Origin of the sequence: Neobacillus oceani, from assembly GCF_046237595.1 — a bacterium.
GTDB lineage: Bacteria > Bacillota > Bacilli > Bacillales > Cytobacillaceae > Bacillus_D > Bacillus_D oceani.
The window spans coordinates 2974527-3000900 of record NZ_CP143543.1 but is presented as its reverse complement, the minus strand read 5'-3'; the positions used below and the strand labels follow the sequence as shown (position 1 = coordinate 3000900).

Annotated in this window: 21 protein-coding genes; 20 read left to right on the top strand and 1 reads right to left on the bottom strand. The window is 45.7% G+C overall.

Features of this window, described 5'->3' with window-relative positions; all coding sequences use genetic code 11:
- Window positions 1-148 precede the first annotated feature (148 nt).
- Complete coding sequence (gene holA / locus V1499_RS15180) at window positions 149-1168, top strand: DNA polymerase III subunit delta (protein ID WP_409270725.1); 1020 nt, start codon at window positions 149-151, stop codon at window positions 1166-1168.
- Between the two features lie 137 nt (window positions 1169-1305).
- On the opposite strand, the gene rpsT is transcribed toward holA, so the two are convergent.
- On the bottom strand, window positions 1306-1566 hold the full coding sequence (rpsT, locus tag V1499_RS15175; protein ID WP_316571951.1) for a 30S ribosomal protein S20: 261 nt from the start codon (window positions 1564-1566) through the stop codon (window positions 1306-1308).
- Between the two features lie 235 nt (window positions 1567-1801).
- Here rpsT and gpr point away from each other — a divergent pair, with 235 nt between their 5' ends.
- The 19 genes from gpr (at window position 1802) to mtaB (ending at window position 26336) form a co-directional block, all read left to right on the top strand.
- Entirely contained in the window at window positions 1802-2926 is a 1125-nt protein-coding gene (gene gpr, locus V1499_RS15170) for a GPR endopeptidase (protein ID WP_409270724.1), read from the top strand.
- Between the two features lie 50 nt (window positions 2927-2976).
- Window positions 2977-3144 carry a hypothetical protein gene (locus tag V1499_RS15165; RefSeq protein WP_409270723.1) on the top strand — a complete coding sequence of 56 codons (168 nt, stop codon included), beginning with the start codon at window positions 2977-2979 and terminating at the stop codon, window positions 3142-3144.
- Window positions 3145-3315: 171 nt separating this feature from the next.
- Entirely contained in the window at window positions 3316-4500 is a 1185-nt protein-coding gene (gene spoIIP, locus V1499_RS15160; RefSeq protein ID WP_409270722.1) for a stage II sporulation protein P, read from the top strand.
- Window positions 4501-4514: 14 nt separating this feature from the next.
- Window positions 4515-4838, top strand: coding sequence for a DUF3679 domain-containing protein (locus V1499_RS15155; protein ID WP_409270721.1), 324 nt, complete (start codon window positions 4515-4517; stop codon window positions 4836-4838).
- Between the two features lie 226 nt (window positions 4839-5064).
- Window positions 5065-6894 carry a translation elongation factor 4 gene (gene lepA / locus V1499_RS15150; protein WP_409270720.1) on the top strand — a complete coding sequence of 610 codons (1830 nt, stop codon included), beginning with the start codon at window positions 5065-5067 and terminating at the stop codon, window positions 6892-6894.
- Between the two features lie 287 nt (window positions 6895-7181).
- Entirely contained in the window at window positions 7182-8942 is a 1761-nt protein-coding gene (gene fdrA, locus V1499_RS15145) for an acyl-CoA synthetase FdrA (RefSeq protein ID WP_409270719.1), read from the top strand.
- A gap of 110 nt (window positions 8943-9052) precedes the next feature.
- A complete protein-coding gene (locus tag V1499_RS15140; RefSeq protein ID WP_409270718.1) occupies window positions 9053-10327 on the top strand; it encodes a DUF1116 domain-containing protein in 1275 nt (424 codons plus the stop codon).
- Window positions 10328-10564: 237 nt separating this feature from the next.
- The gene (gene arcC, locus V1499_RS15135; RefSeq protein WP_409270717.1) at window positions 10565-11503 is read left to right on the top strand and encodes a carbamate kinase; all 939 of its coding nucleotides are present in this window, start codon (window positions 10565-10567) and stop codon (window positions 11501-11503) included.
- Between the two features lie 95 nt (window positions 11504-11598).
- Window positions 11599-14241 (top strand): ATP-binding protein, encoded by a 2643-nt coding sequence (locus tag V1499_RS15130; protein ID WP_409270716.1) that lies wholly within the window; start codon window positions 11599-11601, stop codon window positions 14239-14241.
- Window positions 14242-14946: a response regulator transcription factor gene (locus V1499_RS15125; RefSeq protein WP_409270715.1), complete on the top strand. Its 705-nt coding sequence runs from the start codon at window positions 14242-14244 to the stop codon at window positions 14944-14946.
- Window positions 14947-15223: 277 nt separating this feature from the next.
- Complete coding sequence (locus tag V1499_RS15120) at window positions 15224-16483, top strand: MFS transporter (protein WP_409270714.1); 1260 nt, start codon at window positions 15224-15226, stop codon at window positions 16481-16483.
- A gap of 99 nt (window positions 16484-16582) precedes the next feature.
- Window positions 16583-17743: a radical SAM family heme chaperone HemW gene (gene hemW, locus V1499_RS15115; RefSeq protein WP_409270713.1), complete on the top strand. Its 1161-nt coding sequence runs from the start codon at window positions 16583-16585 to the stop codon at window positions 17741-17743.
- Between the two features lie 108 nt (window positions 17744-17851).
- Window positions 17852-18883: a heat-inducible transcriptional repressor HrcA gene (hrcA, locus tag V1499_RS15110; protein WP_409270712.1), complete on the top strand. Its 1032-nt coding sequence runs from the start codon at window positions 17852-17854 to the stop codon at window positions 18881-18883.
- A 153-nt stretch (window positions 18884-19036) separates the two neighbouring features.
- Entirely contained in the window at window positions 19037-19609 is a 573-nt protein-coding gene (grpE, locus tag V1499_RS15105; protein ID WP_409270711.1) for a nucleotide exchange factor GrpE, read from the top strand.
- A gap of 40 nt (window positions 19610-19649) precedes the next feature.
- A complete protein-coding gene (gene dnaK / locus V1499_RS15100) occupies window positions 19650-21488 on the top strand; it encodes a molecular chaperone DnaK (protein WP_409270710.1) in 1839 nt (612 codons plus the stop codon).
- 214 nt (window positions 21489-21702) lie between these two features.
- Window positions 21703-22839: a molecular chaperone DnaJ gene (gene dnaJ / locus V1499_RS15095; RefSeq protein ID WP_409270709.1), complete on the top strand. Its 1137-nt coding sequence runs from the start codon at window positions 21703-21705 to the stop codon at window positions 22837-22839.
- A 16-nt stretch (window positions 22840-22855) separates the two neighbouring features.
- Entirely contained in the window at window positions 22856-23797 is a 942-nt protein-coding gene (prmA, locus tag V1499_RS15090) for a 50S ribosomal protein L11 methyltransferase (RefSeq protein WP_409270708.1), read from the top strand.
- Window positions 23798-24227: 430 nt separating this feature from the next.
- A complete protein-coding gene (locus V1499_RS15085; RefSeq protein ID WP_409270707.1) occupies window positions 24228-24974 on the top strand; it encodes a 16S rRNA (uracil(1498)-N(3))-methyltransferase in 747 nt (248 codons plus the stop codon).
- Window positions 24975-24980: 6 nt separating this feature from the next.
- Window positions 24981-26336 (top strand): tRNA (N(6)-L-threonylcarbamoyladenosine(37)-C(2))-methylthiotransferase MtaB, encoded by a 1356-nt coding sequence (gene mtaB, locus V1499_RS15080; RefSeq protein WP_409270706.1) that lies wholly within the window; start codon window positions 24981-24983, stop codon window positions 26334-26336.
- Window positions 26337-26374: the final 38 nt, after the last annotated feature.

Sequence of the window (26374 nt, the reverse complement as noted above, 5' to 3'; positions counted from 1 at the left end):
AGATAAGGCCCGGGACTTGTCGGGCCGGCGTTCATATAAAATGGGGATCGGGTTTGGCTCCCGATTCCCTTTGGATGCTTGTAAAATTGGACGGGCTTCTTTAGGATAGAGAGAGAAAAGGTGTAATCCATTTGGGGAGAGTTGCAGGATGGTAATGGAAATATGGAAACAAATAAGGGCGAAGCAATTCTCTCCTGTTTATTTGTTATACGGGACAGAGCCGTTTTTAATGAAGGAAACAGGCCAGCTTTTGCTCGACCAAGTGCTTGGAGATGAACGGGACTTTAATTTTTCAACCTATGACATGGAGGAGACGCCTATAGAAGTGGCGCTTGAAGATGCGGAAACGTTTCCATTTATGGGTGACAAAAAGATTGTCTTTGTTCAGAATCCAGTCTTTCTGACCTCGGAAAAACAGAAGGAGAAAATCGTACACAATCTATCTAGGCTGGAATCTTACTTAAAGGAGCCCGCACCGTATACAATTCTGGTGTTTTTTGCCCCTTATGAAAAGCTTGATGAGCGGAAAAAGGTGACAAAGGAATTAAAGCGGGTCGCGGCTACCGCTGAGCTGAAAAAACTTTCCGATCAGGAACTTAAGCAATGGATTGCCGGCCAGGCGAAACGCAAGGGGTTTACTATCGAGCCGGAGGCAGTGGAGATCGTTGCCGGGCTTGCCGGAACCAATCTGTTCATGCTGTCGAACGAATTGGACAAGCTTGCCCTGTATGCCGGCCCCGGCGGAAGGATTGATGCGGAGACTGCGGAAATGCTCATACCGAAATCGCTTGAACAAAATATTTTCAGCCTTACCGATAAGGTTGTCCAGCGAAAAACGGCTGATGCACTCCGGATTTACTATGATTTAATCAAGCAGAATGAAGAACCAATTAAAATACTTGCTCTGCTGGCCGGCCAATTCCGTCTCATTTATCAAATAAAAGATCTGGCAAGGAAGGGATATGGCCAACAGCAAATAGCCGGCTTGCTCAAAGTCCATCCATACAGGGTCAAAATGGCGGCGGGGCTTGCGGGGAGGTTTTCCGATGAAGAGCTCGCGGGGATGATTGGGCAGCTTGCGGAAGCGGATTATCAGATGAAAACCGGAGGAGCCGATAAATCCCTCCTTGTGGAAATGTTCCTCATGAAGCTAGGAAAACCATCGTGATAAAAAAAGTGAAAGCGCCCGTTTAGCGCCGTTTGGACCGGAGTACACTAGGCGCTGGCGCTTGAACTGGACAAATTTTATACATCCTAATCAAAAAAAACAGCCTGCTCCTTAATGGAAAGCAGGCTTTTGCACTCTTATAGAGCGTTGATTTTCTTTGCTAGGCGAGATTTTTTGCGGGCAGCAGCATTTTTATGGATAAGGCCTTTAGTAACAGCTTTGTCAAGCTGGCTAACCGCTCCTGCAAAAACTTCCTTCGCTGCATCAGCATCGTTCAGTACGATTGCGGATTCAGCTTTTTTAACAGCAGTACGCATTGCAGACTTTGCAGCTGTATTTTGAGCGTTGTTTGCTTCGTTTGTTTTTACGCGCTTGATTGCAGATTTAATGTTTGGCATTCCATTCACCTCCTAAAAAAAGAACCGAGACACTTCTATGAACTCGACATTTCACTTCCATAAACATAAATAGGAACAAAAGATATTTTATCAAACGCATGCAAATAATGCAATACTCACGGAATAAATTGTGTAAAACCAATTTCCTTGACAGCTTGAATGAATTGCCCAGATACAGGAAAACATAATAAGTAACATGAATGGCAATTTAAAATAGACTTGGGGGCATAAGTGCATGAGTGAGAAGTTCGATTTTCGCAACTATGGACTTAGGACAGACCTGGCCGTAGAAGCAAGGGAAATGGCAATCGCCGGCAAGCAGGGAACAATTGGGCAGGAACGGAATGTTTCCGAAATCGAGGGGGTCATCATTAAGGAAAAAGAAGTTGATGGCATGAAGGTCTCCCTAGTAGAAATAACAAAAGAAGGCCAAAAACATGTAGGCAAGAAGCCTGGCCGCTACCTGACGATCGAAGTCGCGGGCATTCGGCAGCAGGATACCGAGCTTCAACAAAAGGTCGAAAAACTATTCTCGGATGAGTTTGCCGCTTTTTTGGAAAGCGCGGGAATCAGGAAGGAAGACTCGTGCCTTGTTGTCGGCCTGGGAAATTGGAATGTAACGCCTGATGCACTGGGGCCAATCGTCTGCGAGAATCTTCTCGTGACAAGGCATCTATTCGACCTGCAGCCCGAATATGTAAAAGAAGGCTATCGGTCCGTCAGCGCACTGGCTCCAGGCGTCATGGGACTAACGGGAATAGAAACAAGCGATATCATCCACGGGGTCGTCGCGAAAACCAAACCGGGATTTGTGATTGCGGTTGACTCACTCGCTTCGAGGTCGATAGAAAGGGTCAATTCGACAATCCAAATTTCAGATACAGGAATTCATCCAGGGTCTGGGGTCGGCAACAAACGGAAGGAACTGAGCAAGGAAACGCTTGGCATTCCAGTCATAGCAATTGGCGTACCCACAGTCGTCGATGCTGTTTCAATCACAAGCGACGCCATCGATTTTGTCCTGAAGCATTTTGGCAAGGAGATGAGGGAAGGAAACAAACCGTCAAGGTCGCTCGTACCAGCCGGCATGACTTTTGGGAAAAAAACAAAGCTGACAAATGAAGATCTTCCCGAAGAAGAGCATAGAAAAACATTCCTTGGCATTGTTGGCACCCTTGAGGAAGATGAGAAGCGCCAGCTAATCCATGAGGTACTTGCTCCCCTAGGGCATAACTTAATGGTTACGCCAAAGGAAGTGGATGTATTCATCGAGGATATGGCAAACCTGATTGCGACAGGATTGAATTCGGCGCTTCACTCTGAAGTTGATCAAGGGAACGCGGGTTATTACACAAGATAAGCGTTGTTACTTTATGTATCATCTTGTAAATCGAGATAGGTGACAAAGTTGTGTTGAAATTCAGAAAAGGTGTCGCACAAATCGGAATGAGCGACAAAGATTTTGTCAAAAGCGAAAAAGGTGTCACTCAAATCGAGATGAGCGACAAAAATTTGGCCAAAACCGGAAAAAGTGACACTCAAATCGAGATGAGCGACAAAGATTGGGTCAAAAGCTGAAAAGATGTCACTCAAATCAGATAACAACAGCCAAACCACTACGGAAAACCACACTAAAAGAGGATCAGGTTCTACCAACTCTATCGGCGTCATATGATTTACTAGAAATCCGGTTTCAGGCATCCCATGTTTGGAACCGCTGGTAAATCAATCGGTGGGGATGGTGGAACGATGAAACAGAGGTCGAACAATGCGCTAATCTTATCAGGGACGGGCCTGGCAAAGGGAGTCGCCCTGCTGGCCATCTTTCTTCTTAGCAGTTTTACCGCGAGCGGACTTCTTGCATCTATTAATACGGGAAATACCCAAACTTCCCTTGGCCTGGGACATTCGCCAGGCCGAATCAATACGGAACTACTTTACCAATTCGCGGGTTGGGAGAACCATTATTTCGCGAGCCGAGATGGAAAAGGCGCGAGTCCGAAGCTTGCAAATCTCTTTTTATCCGTATCGGCCAATATCAAGCTTGACGACCCGAGGAGCCTGCTCGGCCGCGAATTGCCAGGCTTATATTTGTTCGACAGCCGGATTGCTGTGGCAGGGGAAGGGACCAATTATACGAATATGCCTATTGAGTCGGCCCCGCCTATTGAAATAATGAGGGCGGAACGGGAGGCCTCGCTTCAGAACCTCAGCGATATCCCCTTGACTGGCAAAAATGACCGTCCCCCACCTGCGAGATGGAAAGAGGGCGTATTCATTTATTTCTCCCATAACCGGGAGTCGTATTTACCATACTTAAAAGGAGAAAAAGATCCCAATCGTGCCTACCACTCTAAAATCAACGTTACCCAAATCGGAAATGTGCTGAAGAAAAGCCTCGAAGCAAGGGGGATTGGCACGACTGTTGATAAAACTGACATTAGTAAAAATTTGCTTACCAAGAAATTGGGATATGAAAAATCGTATTCCGAAGCAAGGAATGTAGTTAAAGAAGCGATGGCCACGAACAAGGAAATTACCTATTATATTGACATCCATAGAGATTCCCAGCGTAAAAAAGACACGACCAAAATGATTAACGGGGCGGCCTATGCAAAGCTGGCATTCATTATCGGCGGTGATAATCCTAATTACAAAAAGAATTTGCAAGTCGCAAAAGACCTTCACGTGCTACTCGAAAAAAACTATAAGGGGTTGAGCACAGGCGTGTGGGTAAAAGCGGGAAAAGGAACGAACGGTAAATACAACCAGGACTTATCAGGAAATGCCATCCTCATTGAATTTGGCGGAGTCGATAATACATTCGAGGAATTGAACCGGTCCGCTGAGGCGTTTGCCGATGTTTTCGCGGATTATTTCTGGCAGGCTGAAAGTGTTGGAAAACCGCTTGAACAGCCGACTGAGAAAAAGTAGAAGGAGGGAGCGGCATGAAGCTGTTTACTGTAAAAGCACTTGGCCTTGCCGCCATCATGTTCGCTCTAGTACTTGGGGGAATGCAGGCGGCAAATGGCGGAATCAACCGCATAAAGGGATACGGGGATTCGGGTTTTAAGGAGCCGGTTTCACTTGAAACAGATGGCCGAGAAGAAGTGAAAGTCAGCATTATGGGCGGAGACGCCGCCACAATCAGTTTGGATAAAAGGGGCCAGGGATCAGAAGAATCGAAAGGCTTCAATTTGTTTTCATCCATGGGCAAGGCGCTGACAAGCGTTTTGTCGGGAGTGGTAAAAGGGATCCTCGAATTTTTTTGAAGGTAATAGACCATCTTTTTTGTCCGGCCATGAATGGCACGGGCATATTTTTTTATTGCTTTCCTGCGGAGGAGGTAAGGGATGCCATCCTTTCCTCCCATCTCCACTTTCAGAGAGAATCGTTTTCTATCTCCTCGAAGCAACCTTCACTTTTCATTGAAAGTTGATTTTTGTGCTGATATAATCAAAAATAGTCTACATGTGCGTAAAACAGGAGTGATCCCTATTGAATAGAGAAGAACGTTTGAAAAGGCAGTCGAAAATAAGGAACTTTTCGATTATTGCCCATATTGACCATGGCAAGTCGACACTTGCCGACCGAATCTTGGAAAAAACGAATGCCTTAACCTCTCGTGAAATGAAGGACCAGTTGCTTGACTCGATGGACCTTGAACGTGAGCGTGGAATAACGATCAAGCTGAACGCCGTCCAGTTAAAATATAAGGCAAAAGACGGCGAAGACTATATCTTCCATTTAATTGACACCCCAGGGCACGTCGATTTCACATACGAGGTATCGCGAAGCCTCGCTGCATGTGAAGGGGCTATCCTTGTCGTCGATGCGGCGCAGGGGATAGAAGCCCAAACGCTAGCAAACGTATATCTTGCCCTTGATAATGATCTGGAAATCCTTCCGGTTATCAATAAAATTGATTTGCCGAGCGCAGACCCGGAGCGAGTCCGCAATGAAATCGAGGAGGTCATCGGCCTTGATGCTTCCGAAGCGGTCCTTGCTTCCGCGAAAGCCGGTATTGGAATTGAAGACATTCTTGAGCAGGTAGTCAAACAGGTTCCAGCTCCTTCGGGAGATCCGGAAGCCCCATTAAAAGCCTTAATTTTCGACTCCCTTTATGATGCGTACCGCGGCGTTGTTGCCTATATTAGGGTCGTAGACGGCACAGTCAAGGTTGGCGATAAAATTAAGATGATAGCAACGGGCAAAGAATTTGAAGTTAATGAAGTCGGAGTGTTCTCGCCTAAAGCGCAGCCGCGCGATGAACTGACTGTTGGCGATGTAGGCTTCCTTACCGCTTCGATTAAAAATGTCAGCGATACAAGAGTCGGGGATACGATTACCAACGCAAAAGGCGGGGTAACCGAGCCGCTCCCAGGCTACCGGAAATTGAACCCGATGGTTTTCTGTGGCCTGTATCCAATCGATTCCGCAAAATTCAACGATCTGCGCGAAGCCCTGGAAAAACTTGAGCTAAATGATGCTGCTCTCCAGTTCGAGCCTGAAACATCCCAGGCGCTCGGATTCGGTTTCCGTTGCGGATTCCTCGGCCTGCTCCACATGGAAATCATTCAGGAACGGATTGAGCGCGAGTTTAAAATCGACCTGATTACAACGGCGCCGAGCGTAATTTATCATGTTGTTATGACGGACGGAACCGAGCTTAAAGTGGATAACCCATCCAATATGCCGGACCCGCAAAAAATCGATCATGTCGAAGAGCCATATGTCAAAGCTACGATGATGTCCCCGAACGATTATGTCGGTGCGATTATGGAACTTTGCCAGCATAAACGGGGCATTTTCATCGACATGCAATACTTGGATGAAAACCGTGTCAGCATTGTATATGAAATCCCGCTTGCCGAAATTGTTTATGACTTCTTCGACCAGCTTAAGTCGAATACAAGGGGTTATGCGTCCTTTGACTATGAACTGATTGGCTATAAGCCATCCAAACTGGTCAAGATGGACATTCTGCTGAACGCGGAAAAGGTGGATGCCTTAAGCTTCATCGTCCATAAGGATTTTTCCTTTGAACGTGGAAAGGCAATCGTCGAAAAGCTGAAGGACCTCATACCAAGGCAGCAGTTCGAGGTGCCTGTCCAGGCAGCCATCGGACAAAAAATTGTTGCTCGTTCCACAATAAAAGCAATTCGCAAAAACGTTCTCGCCAAGTGTTACGGCGGGGACATTTCCCGAAAGCGGAAGCTTCTTGAAAAGCAAAAGGAAGGGAAAAAGCGGATGAAACAAGTCGGCTCAGTTGAAGTTCCACAGGAAGCATTCATGGCCGTCCTTAAAATGGATGACACCAAAAAGTAATCGTGAACGAGATAGCAGGCAACCGCCCAATTAGGTGGTGCCTGCTTTTTTTTTGACAGATACTACTATTCCCCCGCGACCGCGAAACGCTTGGCACATTTCCATACAATGATGAGAAAAAGCCAAAGATTTAATATTTTTGCAATGTAACCCTTTACAATTTTATTCGATTGCAATCCAAGAAGGCTTATACTTCAGTAGGGAACTTGGTTTGCCTAATCTTTGGTTTGCCAAAATTCCGCAAGCCAAAAGGGCAATTAGCAAAAAAAAAACGGGAGGATAGTAAAATGATTTATACGATTATCAAAAAGAACTCCTATCAAGATTCGATCAACCTAATGCTTTTAACAAATGCAATCTCCGCAACGGAAGGTGTTAACAAAGCCCAAATCATGATGGGAACTCCTTCAAACAAAGATATTTTCAGAGGAGCGGGATTGTATACAGAGGAACTTGAAGCAGCTCAGCCGAACGATATGGCGATTGTAGTCGACACAGAAGATGAAAAGCTGATTGATGAAATCCTCGTAAAAGTGGATGAATACTTGCAAAACCAGGCAACTTCAAGCACGGGGGATGAATATGAGACGGTCCGGACCTGGGACAAGGCAATCAAAGCCATGCCAGACGCGACTGTGGCATTGATTTCCGTACCTGGCACATACGCGGCGGAAGAAGCTGAAAAAGCGCTGGACCTTGGCCTTCACCCATTCATTTTCAGTGACAACGTATCAATTGAAGATGAAGTACGCCTAAAGAGAAAGGCACATGAAAAAGGTCTTCTTGTCATGGGGCCGGATTGCGGTACAGGAATCCTTGATGGCATTCCGATGGCTTTTGCGAATGTTGTGAAAAAAGGGAAAATCGGGATTGTCGGAGCATCCGGAACAGGCATCCAGGAAGTATCTGCCATTATCGACCGACTGGGAGAAGGCGTCAGCCATGCAATCGGCACAGGCGGGCGTGACCTGAAAAGTTCAATTGGCGCAATCACCATGATGGATGGAATCCGTGCTTTGGAAGCCCATAGGCAGACAGAAGTCATTTGTATTATTTCAAAGCCGCCAGCAAAAGAAGTCCGTGATGAAGTTGTTGAACTGCTTCAGGCGGTTTCCAAGCCGGTTGTCGCGATTTTCCTTGGCGAAAAACCGACACAATACGAAGGCAATGTATACCAGGCTTATACTCTTGAAGAAACAGCCCTGATTGCGGTTGACCTTGCAAAAGGAAACGAAGTGAAACGTGATTATAATACAGGATCATATGAAGTTTACAATGTTGAGTTAAAACCAGAACAAAAAGCGATTAAAGGCCTCTACTCAGGAGGTACACTCGCTTCTGAGGCTGCTGTGCTTATTTCCGACGCCCTTGGCCTGGGAACAACGATAACAAATGAAGACGGTTATGTTCTGAAAACTGGCCACCAGGTTGTCGTTGACCTTGGTGACGATAAATATACACAAGGAAAACCACACCCAATGATCGACCCTGGAACACGGGCGAACTTCATTGAAGAGGCAGCAAAAGACGAGCACACAGCTGTCATCCTTCTTGATTTCGTACTGGGTTACGGTTCTCACGATGACATGGCGGACGCGCTCCTTCCTTCTATTAAAAAATCTGTTTCCTATGCCGAAGAGCATGGCCGTAAACTCTATGTCGTAGCTTCTGTATGCGGTACAGAAAATGATCCGCAAGATTTTCAGGGACAAAGGAAAAAGCTTGCTGAAGCAGGGGTTATTATTAAAGACAGCAACAACCAGGCAGTTCGCACCGCGCTAGCAATTGTCGGCCTGAAAATCAACGATGTTGAAAAAGTTCATGTTGATGCCGCCAAACCGGAAAAAGAGTACAATTTCGAAGTTTCCAAGGAAATGGAAGCGCTTGTTAACAATAAACCAAGTGTAATCAACGTAGGGCTAAAGAGCTTTACAGATTCAATCACGGCCTTTGGAGGCCGTGCGGTCCACTTCGATTGGAGGCCCATCGCGGGCGGAAACGAAAAAATGAGAAAGATTTTGAACCTCCTAAATAATTACCGCAGATAGGAAGGCGTACGATTGATTTTTTGCCTGAAGTGCTTACCCACTTGGTCCCTTGTTCGGGAATCAGCGGGCAAGTTTAGAAGTCACCATAAAAAAGACTGGGAGGAAGACTCATGCAATTCAAAACAATTGATGAAGCAAACAGAGCCGTCATTGAAAAAATCACTGGATCTGCGCCATTTCTTGTCGATGTTGTTCCGGCAAAAGAAAAAATCAAAGAATTAAACGAAGGGAAAGTCCTGCTTCATGCTGGCCCGCCAATAAAGTGGGAAGACATGACAGGACCGATGCAGGGATCCTGCGTTGGTGCCTCTCTTTTCGAAGGCTGGGCTGAAACAGAAGAAGAAGCGAGAAGCGCGCTCGAAAATGGCGAGGTTATATTCATCCCCTGCCACCATGTAAATGCTGTTGGCCCGATGGGTGGCATCACATCTGCAAATATGCCAGTCCTAGTCGTTATAAATCGTTCTGAAGGAAATGAAGCATATTGCACGATGAATGAAGGAATTGGGGCGGTCCTTCGTTTCGGCGCCTATTCCGATGAGGTGGTCAACCGCCTGAAATGGATGAAGGATGTTTTAGCGCCGACTATTTCAAAAGCTTTGAAGCTAACCGATGACGGCCTTAACATCAACGTAATGATTGCCAAGGCAATTACAATGGGGGACGAATTTCACCAGCGTAATATTGCGGCGTCTCTTATTTTCCTGAAAGAAATAAGCCCTTACATCGTACAGCTGGATATTGATAACAAGGAAAAGAATGAAGTAATAAAATTCCTTGCCGATACAGATCAATTTTTCCTGAACATCGCCATGGCTACGAGCAAGGCGGTTCTGGATGGTGCAAGAAAAATCCAGGACGGAACAGTTGTTACAGCTATGACCCGTAACGGAAAAGAGTTTGGAATCCGTATTAGCGGCATGGGTGATGAGTGGTTCACGGCTCCGGTTAATACACCGCAAGGCCTTTTCTTTACTGGATACTCCCAGGATGATGCGAACCCTGATATCGGCGACAGTGCGATTACCGAAGCATTCGGCGTTGGCGGCATGGCAATGATCGCAGCCCCTGGAGTTACACGTTTTGTCGGCGCGGGAGGCTTCCATGATGCCCTTTCAACCAGCAATGAAATGATGGAAATTTGTATCGATCAAAACAGCAACTTCTCAATCCCTACTTGGGACTTCCAGGGAGCATGTCTTGGAATCGACGCGAGGAAGGTTGTCGAAACAGGCATTGAGCCTATTATCAACACGGGGATAGCCCATAAAAAAGCGGGTGTGGGCCAAATTGGAGCAGGTACTGTCCGCGCCCCTAAGGAATGCTTTGAAAAAGCAATTGAGGCTTATGCAATTAAGCTCGGCCTTATCGAACAAGAAGCTTAAGTAATGCAATCTATCCAATTGGATGCGGAGGAATATTAACAGAATATTCCTCTTTTCCTTCGGGAAAGACCTGCCTGCAAGGTCCATAGCATGTTTGCCAATGGGCTGAACCTTCAGATAGGCGGCCGGTTCATTTTATTGGGACGGATAAAAACGGAAGCTTCCCGTTTGGAATGGATACAGCAATTGAAATGTCAGCCCGACAATTAACAATCATTAAACGGAGGAATACTTCACATGTCACAAAAGGTAGTTATCGCTCTTGGCGGAAACGCCATTTTACAACCTAAACAGGAAGCAACATATGAAAACCAGCTTGAAAACGTACGCAAGAGCAGCGAAATCATTGCCCGTATTGTAAAAAACGGACACACGGTCATTGTTACGCACGGCAACGGACCTCAAGTCGGCAATATCCTCCGCCAGAACGAGGAAGCCAAAGACGTCGTCCCCCCATTCCCGCTGGATGTATGCAGCGCCGAGTCACAAGGGTTCATCGGTTATATGATGGACCAAACGTTAAAGAACGAGTTGCATAAGCTTGGCCTTGGTAACCACGTTGTCAGTATTCTGACGCAGACAGAAGTTTCAAAAAACGACCCTGCATTTGATGATCCATCGAAACCGATTGGAGTCTTCTACTCCGAAGAAGAAGCGAAGAACTTGGCGGAAGAAAAGAATTGGGTTGTAAAAGAGGACGCGGGACGTGGCTGGAGACGTGTTGTCGCTTCACCAATGCCAAAATCAATTCTTGGTTCGGATATTATTAAAAAACTTGCAGATAACCGTGCCATCGTCATTGCAGCAGGCGGCGGAGGCATTCCCGTAGTAAAGAACGAAGATGGAAGCCTTTCCGGTATTGAAGCGGTTATTGACAAGGACCGGAGTGCATTCAGGCTCGCTGAAGAAGTCAAGTCAGATGTGTTCATGATTTTGACCGATGTCCAAAATGTCTATGTAAATTATGGCAAGCCTAGTCAAAAGGCATTAACACATGTTACGTTGGAAGAAGCAAAAAAATATGTTGAAGAGGGCCAGTTTTCAGCGGGAAGCATGGGCCCCAAAATGGAAGCGGCCATCAAATTCGCCGAGCAAGGCGGCCGGGCAATCATTTGTTCGCTTGACCAGGCGGACCTGGCAATGGAAGGGAAAGCCGGCACGCATATTACAAACTAAGTACATTTCCTAAAGAACATGGTATCTGCCTGGGCTTAATTTAAACTAAGCTTGGGCGGATGCTTTTTTATATCCATAACGGAGGAGGGGTGAATATGAGGGAAGCCCGTTCGTTTAAAAAAGAACTTATTTATTCCTTTTTGACGATCGCTTTTTTTTCCATTGCTTTTCTCGGGGCTTTTCAAATTTATCAATTATCTTCGCTTGTAAAGGAGAATCAAAAAAGCCAGTCGCTAACAACAAAATACCTTACGGATTATATTACCAATTACGTGTCAGAACATAAGAATGTAATCCAGACAGAAGCGTTGAATGCAAGCCGGCTTTTTCAAGAAAGGGACATGGCTGAGATTCAAGCTCAGCTAAAGGATATTAAGGCGAACTATCCAGGTTTTGTGAATATGTATGTCGGCGACCAAAGGGGCCAATCCCTCGTTTTTTACCCTGAAGTTTATACGGATGGAGCAAAGGGGGAAAATCTTAATTTCAGTGACCGTTCGTATTATAAAGAGTTATTGGAGACGAAAAAAACAGTTGTCACCCCTGTTTTTCATGGAAGGGGAGGAACCGACAAGCTGTTGGTCACGATTGTCTCCCCTATGTTTGATGAAGAAGGGGAGATGATTGGCTATGTACTTGGCGCTCTAGACCTGAACGCATTGGGAGAACATATCCAAAGGCGGAATTTTGGGGAAGAAGGATATGCGGTCGTCGTTGACCAGAAAAAGAATGTCATTGTACACCCCCGCTTCGATACGAGGAGGGAACTTGTTAACCTGTCGGAATCCGAGATAGCGAGATATATAGATTCCCGGGAAGCAGACCGGGGAAGCAGCTTTTTTCAACTGAAGAACCCTAGTGAGAATATTTATATCACCTATGAGAAGGTTGCTCCCTTCAACTGGACAGTATGGGTTGCCAAACCTTCCGAAGCGATTACAAAAACATTTAAAAATGCTCTTATCACCATCATGGTGTTCCTCCTCCTCACAGCCTTTGTCATGGTTGGGGTATCCCTCATCCTGACGAACAGGCTTGAAAAATCAATCCAAAGGCTGCTGGATTACATAAAGGATTATACAAAAGGCTTTAAAGCGAAGCATGCGAAGCCTGAGAAAATTCAGGGCCCAAAGGAAATGCGAGAGCTGCTATATTACTTTAATAATATGATTGATGAAGTTGAAAAAAATAGAAGCGGTTTGATTGAACTGAACAAAAGGCTTGAGGCGAGGGTGCAGGAACGGACCGCCAATCTGGAAAAGAAGAATTCCGAGCTGAAAGCGGTAAATAAGCTGATCACGTCGGTTTCGACGGATAAGGACCTTGCTCATTTCATCCAATATTGCCTTCAGGAAATTGAACAATTCATGGACTATTCAATTCATGTTTACTTTAACGATTTGGCGGTGACCAACAGGTCGATTTACACGAACCAAAATTTAATGCAATACCTGAATGATCACATGTCCGGTGAGCAACAGTACATGGAACCAATCCAAATCGAAAAGAATAATCGGGGGTTCCTTGTTGTTGACCTTTCCGGAAGGCAAAGCATTTCAGTGAGTGACCAGGAATTCCTCAGAACATTTGCAGGCTCGCTCGCCGTCATGCTCCAAAACAAGTTTCTTTTTGAACTGACAAGAAACAAGCATGCCGTACTTAAGGCTGTCCTTGAAAGTATGTCCGAAGGCCTGATGCTTTTGAACAACCAAAAGGAAGTCGAATATGTGAATGAATTCTTCATCAAGGTCGTTGCCCCTGAGGAAGGTGGGGGACAAGAAGGTGAAGATGGAGGAGGAGAAAATCCACTCGCCACTTTCGATGATGTTTTTAAGCGGTTCCTTCAGCTTTTCGATGTGGATAAAGAAGACTTGGCGGCCTTTTTTGACGATGGCATTGGGGAACTGAAGCTTGAATATAAGCGGGATTCCAAAAAACCGAAATATTATTTGCTGCACAATTTTTCTGTCATGCTCGATGAAGAGAGGATTGGCGAAGGCCTCGTTCTTAGGGACATAACAAAGGAAGAGGAAATCGACCTGTTAAAAAACAACCTGATTTCACTAACTTCCCATGAATTCAAGACGCCCATCACGACCATAAAAGGCAGTGTCGAAACGCTGCTTCGCTCGGAGGTGGAATGGGATCCGGAATTCAAGCAGGAGCTTTTGGAAGGGGTACATGAAGATATTAAGAGGATTGAACACCTTGTGAATGACTGGCTCGATATTTCAAAAATAGACTCGGGTACAATGTACGTAGAGAGGAATGCGATCCGCGCGGACCACATAATCGAACTATCAATGGAATCGATTCCCGAGCAGTTAACGGAGGATGCTATCATTACATTTAAGAACCGGCTTGGAGAAGGTGCGACTTTTTTTGCGGATAAAATGCGTGTCCAACAGGTGCTTATTAATTTAATGACAAATGCCCTGCGCTACAATGATTCAAGCCCCAAGAAAATCGACATTACCCTTGACGAAATAGAAGGCTTTATTACTATTTCGGTCGCTGATAATGGCATCGGGATTTCGGAGGATCAATTGGAAAAGATTTTTAACCGTTTTTACCAGGTAGATGTAACGGCTACAAGAAGGACTGGCGGGACTGGCCTTGGGCTTGCTATATGTAAGGGTGTCATGGATGCTCATGAAGGAAGAATAAAGGTCGAAAGCAATCCTGGGAACGGCAGTGTCTTTACGTTATATTTTCCTGTAAAGGAAGGGGAAGAGTAAGTGAAAAACCAAAGGATTTGCATCGTAGACGATGAAATGAAAATTCTTAGATTTGTTTCCGCAAATTTGAAATCGATTGGATACGAGGTTTCAACAGTAACCTCAGGTGATGAGTTGTTCGAGAAATTCGACCTTATCTCACCCGATTTAATCCTGCTCGATATTATGATGCCTGGCCAGGATGGTTTCTACGTCCTGGAGAAACTACGCAAGTTTTCGGACGTGCCTGTCATTATGCTGACAGCGAGGAGCAACCCGAAGGATAAGGTGCAGGGCTTGAATTTCGGGGCTGATGACTACCTGACAAAGCCATTTTCACTCGATGAGCTTTTCGCTAGGGTCAATGCTGTCCTGCGGAGGAGCCAACTGACGAATCCGGAAACGAAAACGAACCAAACCTCTGTCGTTCGGACTGGTGACCTGACCATTGACATGGGAAGCAGCCGCTGCTGGATCAGGGAAAAGGAATTTAAGCTGACCCATACTGAATATTCCGTTATGGAAATCCTTGCCCTTAACCTGGACAAGGTTGTCCCGCATGAGACATTGCTGTCCGAGGTTTGGGGTCCCCAATATAGGGATGATATCGATTATTTGCGTGTTGGCATCGCCAGGATCCGAAAAAAGTTAAAGGATGCCCTTGGCTCAAAAGAAGAATATATAGTAACTTATCCCGGCCTGGGCTATATGCTAAGGAGCATTTAAATAAGTATTAGCGATAGGCAAGCCCGTACACGCATCAGCTGCAGTACGGGCTTTTTTAATCCAAATTCGGACCATAGTTCCTCCTACTTTACATTCTTTTACTTTTTACAAAATCTATTTCCGATAGATTGAATCTTTTTAACTAATTTAATCTTTTTGCAATGTAACGGCTTACAAATTTTATTCGTTTGCAATGGCCTTTATCCTATATTGAATATGAACAACACAATAATATTTTAACTGGCATTTGCCACGTCTTAATTTAGGAGGAAGGTAAATGGAAAAAGTATCAAAGCCTAATGAGATGCCTGAAATTCGAGAAAAAGGCATCCCATACTGGGTCAAAATCGTCACAGTATTTTTCTTGGGATGGATTGCACTCTATGCCACACGCGCGATTCTTAACCCAATCATGGATGATTTGCAGGTGGAATTCGGCTTAACTGCCGCGCAACTTGGTTTAATTAGCAGTATCTTCTTCATCGGCTATGCAGGGTTGAACGTTCCTTCCGGTATTCTCGGTGATAAAATTGGTAAGAAAAAAGTGTTGGTCCCAGGTGTAATCTTGTTTGGTTTGATGGCTGCGGTTGCTGGTTCAATGCCAACATTCGGATTCTTTATGGTTGCCTGGCTATTGGTTGGTATTTTCCAAGGTTTTTATTACGGCCCGCAATACGGTCTTTCATCCGAAGCCATTCCTGCCAAGCACATCACTGTAGGTAGCGCAATCATCAATAGCGGTATGGCATTTGGTCTTTCAGCAGGTTATTTTATTTCAACCTATACTGTTGATACACTGGGCTTAAGCTGGAGAGCTCCATTCTACGTCATTGCAATCCCTGTCGTGCTCATCGGCCTTGCCATGTGGTGGGTCATTAAAGATAAGCCGAAGACAAAAGAGGCAAAAGCTAGTGAAAATGGCGGCCAAAAGTTAAGAGTAAAAGATCTTTTCAGCAGAAACCTTATCTTTGCTTATATTACAATCTTCTGTGCGATTTACGCTTTCTTCGTCGTTGTTACTTGGATTCCTTATTACCTCGAGCACGCACGTGGAATCAAAGGAACAGAAGTTGCTGTTGTATCATCACTAGTACCATGGGCAGCTATTCCAGGCTCGATTCTCTTCAGCTGGATTGCCGACAGAATGGGTAAACGCCGTCCAGTCCTACTAGTTATGATTCCGCTTTCAATTATCGCTATTGTTTCCATCGTTGCTTTTGACAGTATGTATGTTTTATATGCAGCGCTAATTGGTTACGGTATCTTCGGTAAAATCAGCACAAACCCTGTCCTGGTGGCAGTCGTTGCCGATAACGCGCCAAAGCATGCTTTAGGCACGGCCTTTGGTTTATATAACTTTATCGGTATGTGCGGTTCCATCCTCGCTCCTTATATCACTGGATGGCTCACGGATGTTACTGGTTCATTGAATTCAGGCTTCTACTTTGGTGGTATCCTACTCGTGATCGGTTTAATTTCTGTCATGTTTATTAAAGAAGACAACCGGCCTAACATTGAAGGTGCGGCAGCAAAATAATCTTTCAAAAATATGTATTTAGAAGCAGGGGCCTTAAAGGTTTCCTGCTTTTTCTTTTTTAGTATAATGGGGTATTATGTATTAAGCTTTTCTACAAAAATGAGGTGTTTTCATTTGAAGAAACAATCGCCGCAAGCGGCGTATATCCATATTCCTTTTTGCCAGCATATTTGCCATTATTGCGATTTTAATAAATTTTTCCTTCAAGGCCAGCCGGTAGACGAATACCTTGATTCCCTTGATAAGGAGATCGCTATCACGCTTGGCCAATATCCGGCGGGGGTTATGAAAAGTCTATTTGTCGGAGGAGGAACGCCTACCGCATTGAATGTTGCCCAGTTGGAAAAGCTTTGCGAAAGCATTAACGCCCATTTTCGGAAGGCACCGGAAATCGAATACACTTTTGAAGGAAATCCAGGCGATCTCTCCTATGACAAGCTCGCCGTTCTTAAAAATAGTGGAGTAAATAGGCTTAGCCTTGGGGTTCAGTCGTTTAACGATGAATTACTTAAAAAAATTGGCCGCAGCCACAAGGCGATAGATGTATATAAAACGGTCGAGGATGCAAAAAGGGCGGGTTTCGAAAATATTTCCGTTGACCTTATCTATGCGCTTCCTGGTCAAACGCTTGACGATTTCAAGGAGACGCTAACCGAGGCATTATCCCTTGGCCTTCCCCATTTTTCCGGCTATTCGCTTATCATTGAACCAAAAACCATTTTTTATAATCTGATGAAAAAGGGAAAGCTGCCGCTGCCTGGCGAGGACGTGGAAGCGGCGATGTACGAGCTGTTAATGGATGAAATGGCTAGGCACGGCTATCGGCAATATGAGATAAGTAATTTTGCGAAAAAAGGCTTTGAAAGCCTCCACAATATAACATATTGGAGAAATGAAGAATACTATGGATTCGGGGCTGGCGCGCACAGTTACGTTGGCAAGGTCCGCCGTTCCAACATCGGACCGCTTAATAGGTACATGGCATCTCTTGATGAAGGGCGGCTTCCTGTCTTCGAGGAAAACGAGGTAACAATTGAAGAGGCAATGGAGGAAGAAATGTTCCTTGGTCTGAGAATGGCGGATGGAGTCAAAAAAGATCATTTTGAAAAGAAATTCAGTGTACCACTTGAATCTGTTTTCCAATCCCAAATTGAAACATTGTCGAAAAATGGCCTCATCGATGCAGCAGGGGAGAGCGTCTTCCTTACTCGAAAAGGAAAGCTTCTTGGGAACGAGGTTTTTCAATCTTTTTTAATGTAATAGGCAATGCTATTTTGAATCGAAATCATTGACACGTTCAGACGGTTTTGGTACTTTATTAGTAGAATTAGCACTCGGGATAAATGAGTGCTAACAGGGGTGATGAACTTGTTAACAGATCGCCAATTGCTTATTCTTCAGGTCATTGTTGATGAATTCATCCGGTCCGCACAGCCGGTCGGTTCTCGGAGTTTGTCAAAGAAAGGGGATATTTCATTCAGTTCCGCGACAATCCGGAATGAAATGGCGGATCTTGAGGAGCTTGGGTATATCGAAAAGACTCATACGTCATCCGGCAGGATCCCATCAGAAAAAGGATACCGCTATTATGTCGATCATCTGCTGTCTCCTGAGAAAATCGACCAGAGGGACCTTACCAAAATCAAGTCGATTTTTGCCGAGCGGATTTTCGAATTTGAGAAAATCATCCAGCGTTCCGCCATGATACTGTCAGAAATGACAAGCTATACTTCTATTATGCTCGGGCCTGCGGTTGAGGAAAACCGACTGAGAAAAATTCAAATTGTCCCTTTGAACAAAGAAACGGCGATTGCAATCATTGTCACAGATACTGGGCATGTAGAAAATAAAATGATTCAGCTTCCGGCTTCGCTCGATGCGGGGGACCTTGAAAAAATGGTCAATATCCTTAACGAAAGGCTTGCGGGTGTTCCACTCCTTGATTTACGGGATAAACTGTATAAGGAAGTGGCTGTTTTGCTTCGGCAGCATATTAGCAACTATGATCTGATGCTCCACCTGATTTCGGACGCGTTCAAAATGCCTGTCAGCGAAAAATTGTTTTTCGGAGGCAAAACCAATATCCTCAGCCAGCCGGAATTTAATGATATATCCAAGATACGGAGCCTCCTTTCCATGATTGAGCAGGAGCAGCCTGTTTATGAATTGATCAAAAACAGCCCGGCTGGGATTACAATAAGGATTGGCCGCGAAAATGATAACCAGGCGATGGAAAATTGCAGCCTGATTACAGCCACTTATACAATGGGCGATGAAAATCTCGGAAGCATTGGGATTCTTGGGCCTACCCGAATGGAATATTCACGGGTGGTAGGCCTGCTGAAAATCATCAGCCGCGATTTGTCTACAGTACTCACAAAGCTGTATCAAACGAAATAGCCTTGGAAATATTGAGTATGGGCGGATGCCTTATCCCGCCCTTTTTAATGGCCTTTTTCGGAGTCTTTGACCATTATTGGCTTCTTTAGCAAGTTATGTTTTAGTGAAAAATTGGAGTAGAAATAGACAGTTCCTTTAAGGGAGGTGAGCAAATTGACAGAAGAAAAGAAAACTGATTTTACCCAGCCGGAAGATTTGGAGCAGAGAGAGAATGAGGCTGGAAGTGAAGAAACTGCTGCCGAGCGCACGGAAGCTGCAGAAGGGAATGGCCTTTCGAGTGAAAGGTGTGCTGAGCTTGAAAAAAAGCTCGAGGAAGCTGAAAACCGCTACTTAAGGCTGCAGGCTGATTTTGATAATTACCGGCGCCGGGTTAAAATTGATACCGAAGCGGCCGAAAAATACAGGGCACAGAGCCTGATTTCAGATATCCTTCCAACCCTGGACAATTTTGAAAGAGCATTGAGCGTGGAAGTTGAAGGTGAACATGCCGCATCACTGAAGCAAGGGATGGAATTGGTTTACCGCGGCTTGCTGGATGCGCTGAAGAAGGAAGGTCTCGAGCCTATCGAGGCAACGGGCAAACCGTTTGATCCGAATTTTCACCAGGCAGTCATGCAAGTGGAAGACGATGCTTATGAGTCAAATACAGTGGTTGAAGAGTTTCAAAAAGGGTATTTGCTAAAGGATAGGGTAATTCGTTATTCAATGGTAAAAGTGAATCAATAAAATTGCCTTTCTACATATTTGGAATTGGAGGAAAAGGATTATGACAAAAATCATTGGAATCGACCTTGGAACGACCAACTCCTGTGTGGCCGTCCTTGAAGGGGGAGAACCTAAAGTAATCCCTAATCCGGAAGGTAACCGCACGACACCATCCGTCGTTGCCTTTAAAAATGGCGAACGCCAGATTGGGGAAGTGGCAAAGCGCCAGGCCGTTACGAATGCGAATACAATCATGTCAATTAAAAGGCATATGGGTACAACTCATACAGAGGAAATTGAAGGAAAAAAATATACGCCTCAAGAGGTTTCCGCAATTTTGCTTCAGTACTTGAAATCCTATGCGGAAGATTATCTTGGCGAAAAGGTTACGAAGGCTGTCATCACCGTTCCTGCCTACTTTAACGATGCTGAGCGCCAGGCGACAAAAGACGCAGGCCGGATTGCAGGACTTGAAGTAGAAAGGATCATTAACGAGCCGACAGCTGCCGCGCTAGCTTATGGCCTAGATAAAACAGATGAAGACCAGACTATCCTTGTATACGACCTCGGAGGCGGTACGTTTGACGTATCCATCCTTGAACTTGGCGATGGTGTCTTTGAAGTAAAAGCTACCGCTGGTGATAACCGCCTTGGCGGCGATGATTTCGACCAGGCTGTAATTGATTATCTCGTTGAACAGTTCAAAAAGGAAAACGGAATTGATCTTTCTCAGGATAAAATGGCCCTTCAGCGCTTGAAGGATGCGGCCGAAAAAGCTAAAAAAGACCTTTCGGGTGTTACGTCAACTCAGATTTCCTTGCCATTTATTACTGCTGGCGCAGCAGGACCTCTTCACCTTGATATTACATTGACAAGAGCGAAATTCGATGAATTGACTGCAGATCTTGTCGAACGCACGATGGGGCCTACACGCCAGGCATTAAGCGATGCCGGAATGTCTGCATCCGAAATTGACAAAGTCATTCTCGTTGGCGGTTCGACAAGGATTCCTGCCGTCCAGGAAGCAATCAAACGCGCGACCGGTAAAGAACCTCACCGTGGCGTCAACCCTGACGAAGTAGTTGCAATGGGCGCTGCGATTCAGGGAGGAGTCATTTCTGGAGATGTGAAGGATATCGTTCTTCTCGACGTTACCCCGCTTTCTCTTGGAATCGAAACGATGGGTGGCGTCTTCACGAAATTGATTGAACGGAATACAACAATTCCTACTTCCAAATCACAAATTTTCTCTACTGCAGCTGACAACCAGACGGCTGTCGATATTCATGTCCTTCAAGGGGAAAGGCCAATGGCTGCGCACAACAAGACGCTTGGGCGTTTCCAATTGACTGATATTCCGCCGGCTCCACGTGGAATCCCTCAAATTGAAGTATCGTTTGATATCGACAAGAACGGTATTGTAAATGTCCGCGCGAAGGACCTTGGAACGAACAAAGAGCAACAGATCACCATCAAGTCCTCAACCGGCTTGAGCGATGAAGAAATCCAACGCATGGTCAAAGAAGCGGAAATGAATGCCGAAGCTGATAAAAAAGCAAAGGAAGAAGCGGATCTACGCAACGAAGCTGACCAGCTCGTCTTCACAACCGAAAAGACCCTAAAGGATCTGGAAGGAAAGGTAGACGCTTCCGAAGTGGCAAAGGCCAATGAAGCGAAGGATGCCCTGAAGGCAGCGATCGAGAAGAATGATCTGGAAGAAATGCGCGCAAAGAAAGATGCATTGCAGGAAATCGTCCAGAACCTTTCCGTAAAGCTATACGAAGAAGCAGCAAAGCAGGCACAGGCCCAGCAAGGACAGGATGCGGGTCCTGAAAACGCCGGCCCGAAAGACGACAACGTCGTCGATGCCGAATTCGAAGAAATCAAAGACGAGAAATAAGAAATGCGGAGGCGGCCGTTTAGCGCCGTACGCAAGACAATAGAAAAGCAAGGGTCTCGCCATGAGCTTCCTTTTTACATTGAAAAAGTCAAAGTCACGATATCCGGCTTTGGCTTTTTCTGTGGAATGCCTGGAGTAGTAAGCATCTTTATATTGTTTAACACCCATGCGAATGCTACAATTATTTTTATGTGAGATTTTCGGGAGTGGTTAGATGAGCAAAAGGGACTATTATGAAGTACTTGGAGTCGGGAAGGATGCCTCCAAGGATGAAATCAAAAAGGCATACCGGAAGCTTTCCAAACAGCTCCATCCTGATGTTAACAAGGAACCTAATGCCGATGAGAAATTCAAGGAAGTAAAAGAGGCATATGAAACGCTCAATGACGACCAAAAGCGGGCCCATTACGACCAGTTTGGGCATACTGATCCGAACCAGGGGTTTGGCGGTTTCGGAGGTGGAGCTGACTTTGGCGGCGGCTTTGGCGGTTTTGAAGATATATTCAACACTTTTTTTGGCGGAGGGGCAGCCAGGAGGCGTGACCCAAATGCGCCAAGGCAGGGCGCGGACCTTCAATATACAATGACTGTGACATTTGAGGAAGCCGCTTTCGGAAAAGAGGCAGACATTGAAATACCGCGTGATGAAACATGTGGAACATGCCAGGGCTCGGGTGCGAAGCCGGGTACTCACCCTGAAACATGCGGTCACTGCCATGGGACGGGACAGCTGAATGTCGAACAAAACACACCATTTGGCCGTATAGTTAACCGTAGGATTTGTTCATACTGCAATGGCACAGGAAAAGAAATTAAGCACAAGTGCGCGACCTGTGGCGGAGAAGGAAAAGTCAGAAAACGCAAGAAAATCCATGTGAAAATTCCTGCGGGAATCGATGATGGGCAACAGCTGAGAATGGCGGGCCAGGGAGAAGCCGGTGTCAATGGGGGGCCTCCAGGGGATTTATACGTTGTTTTCCATGTCAGACCACATGAGTTTTTCGAGCGGGAAGGCGACGATGTCTACTGCGAAATGCCATTGACATTTGTCCAGGCATCGCTTGGAGATGAAATTGAAGTTCCAACTCTGCACGGGAAAGTTAAGCTAAAAATCCCGGCTGGAACGCAAACGGGAACCAAATTCCGTCTACGCGGAAAAGGCATTCCGAATGTCAGGGGCTATGGCACAGGCGACCAGCATGTGATTGTCAGGATTATCACCCCTACAAAATTGACCGACAAACAAAAACAGCTGCTTCGCGAATTTGCGGAAATAAGCGGGAACGCGCCGCTAGGTGATCATGAAGAAAGCTTTTTTTCAAAAGTAAAACGCGCCTTCAAAGGCGATTGAGAGTGGGGCAGGCAAGATGAAATGGTCTGAAATCAGCATCCATACGGCGAATGAAGCAGTTGAACCGATTTCCCATATCCTCCATGAAGCTGGAGCAAGCGGGGTTGTCATTGAAGACCCATTTGAGCTTATTAAAGAAAGGGAAGACCAGTTCGGGGAAATTTATCAGCTTGATCCGAATGATTACCCTGAGGAAGGGGTTATTGTGAAGGCGTACCTTCCTGTAAACAGCTTCCTTGGTGAAACGGTCGATGCTATTAAGGAATCAATCAATAATCTTATCATTCACGATATCGATATCGGGTTGAACAAAGTTACGATTTCTGAAGTGAACGAGGAAGAATGGGCGACCGCCTGGAAAAAGTACTACAATCCTGTGAAAATTTCAGAGCGGTTCACGGTAGTTCCGACGTGGGAAGAATATACCCCGGTAAATAGCGATGAATTGATTATTGAACTTGATCCGGGCATGGCTTTCGGTACAGGGACCCATCCAACAACCGTAATGTGCATCCAGGCTCTCGAACGGACTGTAAAGCAAGGGGATGAAGTGATCGATGTCGGCACAGGGTCCGGTGTTCTAAGCATAGCTGCGGCATTGCTTGGCGCTTCCAATATCAAGGCTTATGATCTCGATGAAGTGGCTGTAAAATCAGCTAGATTGAATATTAAGCTGAATAAGGTCCAGGACAGAGTTTTGGTTGCCCAAAACAATTTGCTTGACGGGATAGAAGATCATTCAGCTGATGTGGTTGTGGCCAATATTCTTGCCGAAGTTATTTTGAGATTTACAGACGATGTTGCCCGCGTTCTGAAACCGGGAGGCACCTTTATCGCTTCAGGGATCATTCAGGCCAAAAAAGATTTGGTCAAGGATGCGATAATAAACGAAGGATTTACAATTGTGGAAACAATTGTAATGGAAGACTGGGTTGCGATCATCGCCCAAAAGAAATAATTTTTTAGCTCGAGGCGTCCGCTTATTCCAGGCGGATGCTTTTTTTATTGAAAGAAAATACTTTCAGGGCTATGGCAAGTTTGCTTCAATTTTGGACACAAAACTTATATTTCAGGGATGTGAGTCCAAAGTTACCCAATGTTTGGACAGCGAAGGGAGTTTCTCCTTCGCTTGTCAGATATCGGTGCTAATTCTGACAACTAAACCTGATTTTGAGTCCTCGTTGTCACGAATCAGGACTTTCTATGACAACCAAACCTGATTTTCACCTTCGCTTGTCAGATATCCACGCTTTTTCTGACAACCAAACCGGAATTCGCCCTTATCTAAACTCTCGAACAATTAAAACTCCTGTAATCACGCAAAATAAAGTGACTTTATTAGTAACTTTTAGTAAAATAGAAATATTGCTTACAGAGGGGTGCTTCAAGTGCAGCGCTATTTTGTTGAAAAAATGGAAGATGACCGTTTCATCCTGGAAGGGGATGACCGTTTCCACATTGTGAAGGTGATGCGGATGGGGAAAGGCGATCGAATCATTTGTGTCAGCCCAAGCGGGAGGAGCGCTGTATGCGAAATTGCAGAAATTACCGGTGAAATGGTAGCCGCGGACGTTGTAAAATGGAATGATGGAACCACTGAGCTGCCTATCCGTGTGGCGATTGCAAGCGGACTTCCTAAAGGGGACAAGCTTGAGTGGATCATCCAAAAGGGAACAGAAATGGGCGCCCACAGGTTCATCCCATTTGCCGCAGCGCGCTCCGTCGTAAAGCTGGACGAAAAAAAATCGGGCAAGAAGACGGAACGTTGGCAGAAAATTGCCAAGGAAGCGGCCGAACAGTCACACCGCAACATTTTGCCTGAAGTTTCTGCTCCGGTTGAATTCCGCACTCTGCTTACTGAGTCCCAAAACTATGATGCAATGCTCGTAGCATATGAAGAGGAAAGCAGGATTGGGGAAACTTCCGTGTTCTCAGAAACACTCACGAAATTAAAGCCCGGTGATTCCCTGTTAATTGTTTTTGGGCCGGAGGGAGGGCTTTCCGAAGGGGAAGTCAATCTTCTTAAGGATCATGGTTTTCGGCTTTGCGGTCTTGGACCACGAATTTTGAGGACGGAAACCGCCCCGCTCTATGCGTTGGCGGCGATATCCTATCATTTAGAATTAATGAGGTGAGTTTACATGCCTACAGTCGCGTTTCATACTCTTGGATGCAAGGTGAACCACTATGAAACTGAAGCAATTTGGCAATTGTTCAAACAGGAAGGCTATGAGCGTGTTGAATTCGAGTCTTCTTCTGATGTATATATAATCAATACGTGCACGGTCACGAATACAGGTGATAAAAAAAGCCGCCAGGTAATCCGCAGGGCGATCCGGAAGAACCCGGATGCCGTTATTTGCGTTACCGGCTGCTATGCCCAGACATCACCGGCTGAAATCATGGCGATCCCGGGGGTGGACATTGTTGTCGGAACTCAGGACCGCGTGAAGATGCTGGACTATATTACCCAGTACAAGCAAGAGCGCCAGCCTATCAACGGCGTCCGCAATATTATGAAAAACCGGGTCTATGAGGAGCTGGATGTTCCCGCGTTTACAGACAGGACACGGGCTTCGCTGAAAATCCAGGAAGGCTGCAACAACTTCTGCACCTTTTGCATCATTCCGTGGGCCCGCGGCCTCATGAGGTCACGTGACCCGAAAGAAGTTATACGCCAGGCGCAGCAGCTTGTCGACGCCGGATACAAGGAAATCGTCCTGACCGGCATCCATACGGGCGGCTACGGAGAAGACCTGAAGGATTATAACCTTGCCGCACTGCTAAGGGATCTTGAAGCAGAGGTTAAAGGATTAAAACGCCTTCGTATTTCATCGATTGAAGCGAGCCAGATTACTGATGAAGTCATCCAGGTGATCAATGATTCGAAGCTTGTGGTCCGCCATCTGCATATTCCGCTGCAATCAGGATCTGATACAGTTTTGAAACGAATGCGCCGGAAGTATACGATGGAATTTTTCGGAGAACGGCTTGACCGCCTAAAAGAAGCACTTCCAGGCCTTGCCGTCACGTCCGACGTTATTGTTGGTTTCCCTGGCGAAACAGAAGAAGAGTTCATGGAAACCTACAATTTTGTCAAGGAACATAAATTTTCCGAGCTTCATGTCTTCCCGTACTCGAAGCGGACAGGCACCCCTGCCGCGAGGATGGAAGACCAGGTTGATGAAGAAGTGAAAAATGAGCGTGTCCACCGGTTGATTGCCCTTTCGGATCAGCTTGCCAAAGAATATGCATCGCAATTTGAAGGGGAAGTACTTGAAGTAATTCCGGAAGAGCAATTCAAGGAAGGCGGCCAAACCGGTCTGTATGTCGGCTATACCGATAATTACCTGAAGGTTGTTTTCCCGGCCACCGAGGAAATGGTCGGAAAGATTGTGAAAGTGAAAATTTCAAAAGCCGGCTATCCTTATAATGAAGGCCAGTTTGTCCGCGTGATGGAAGACGAAGAAGCCCCAGTTAAGGAAGCAATCGGATAAATCAGTAAAGGCTGCCCGTGAATGATGGGGCAGCCTTT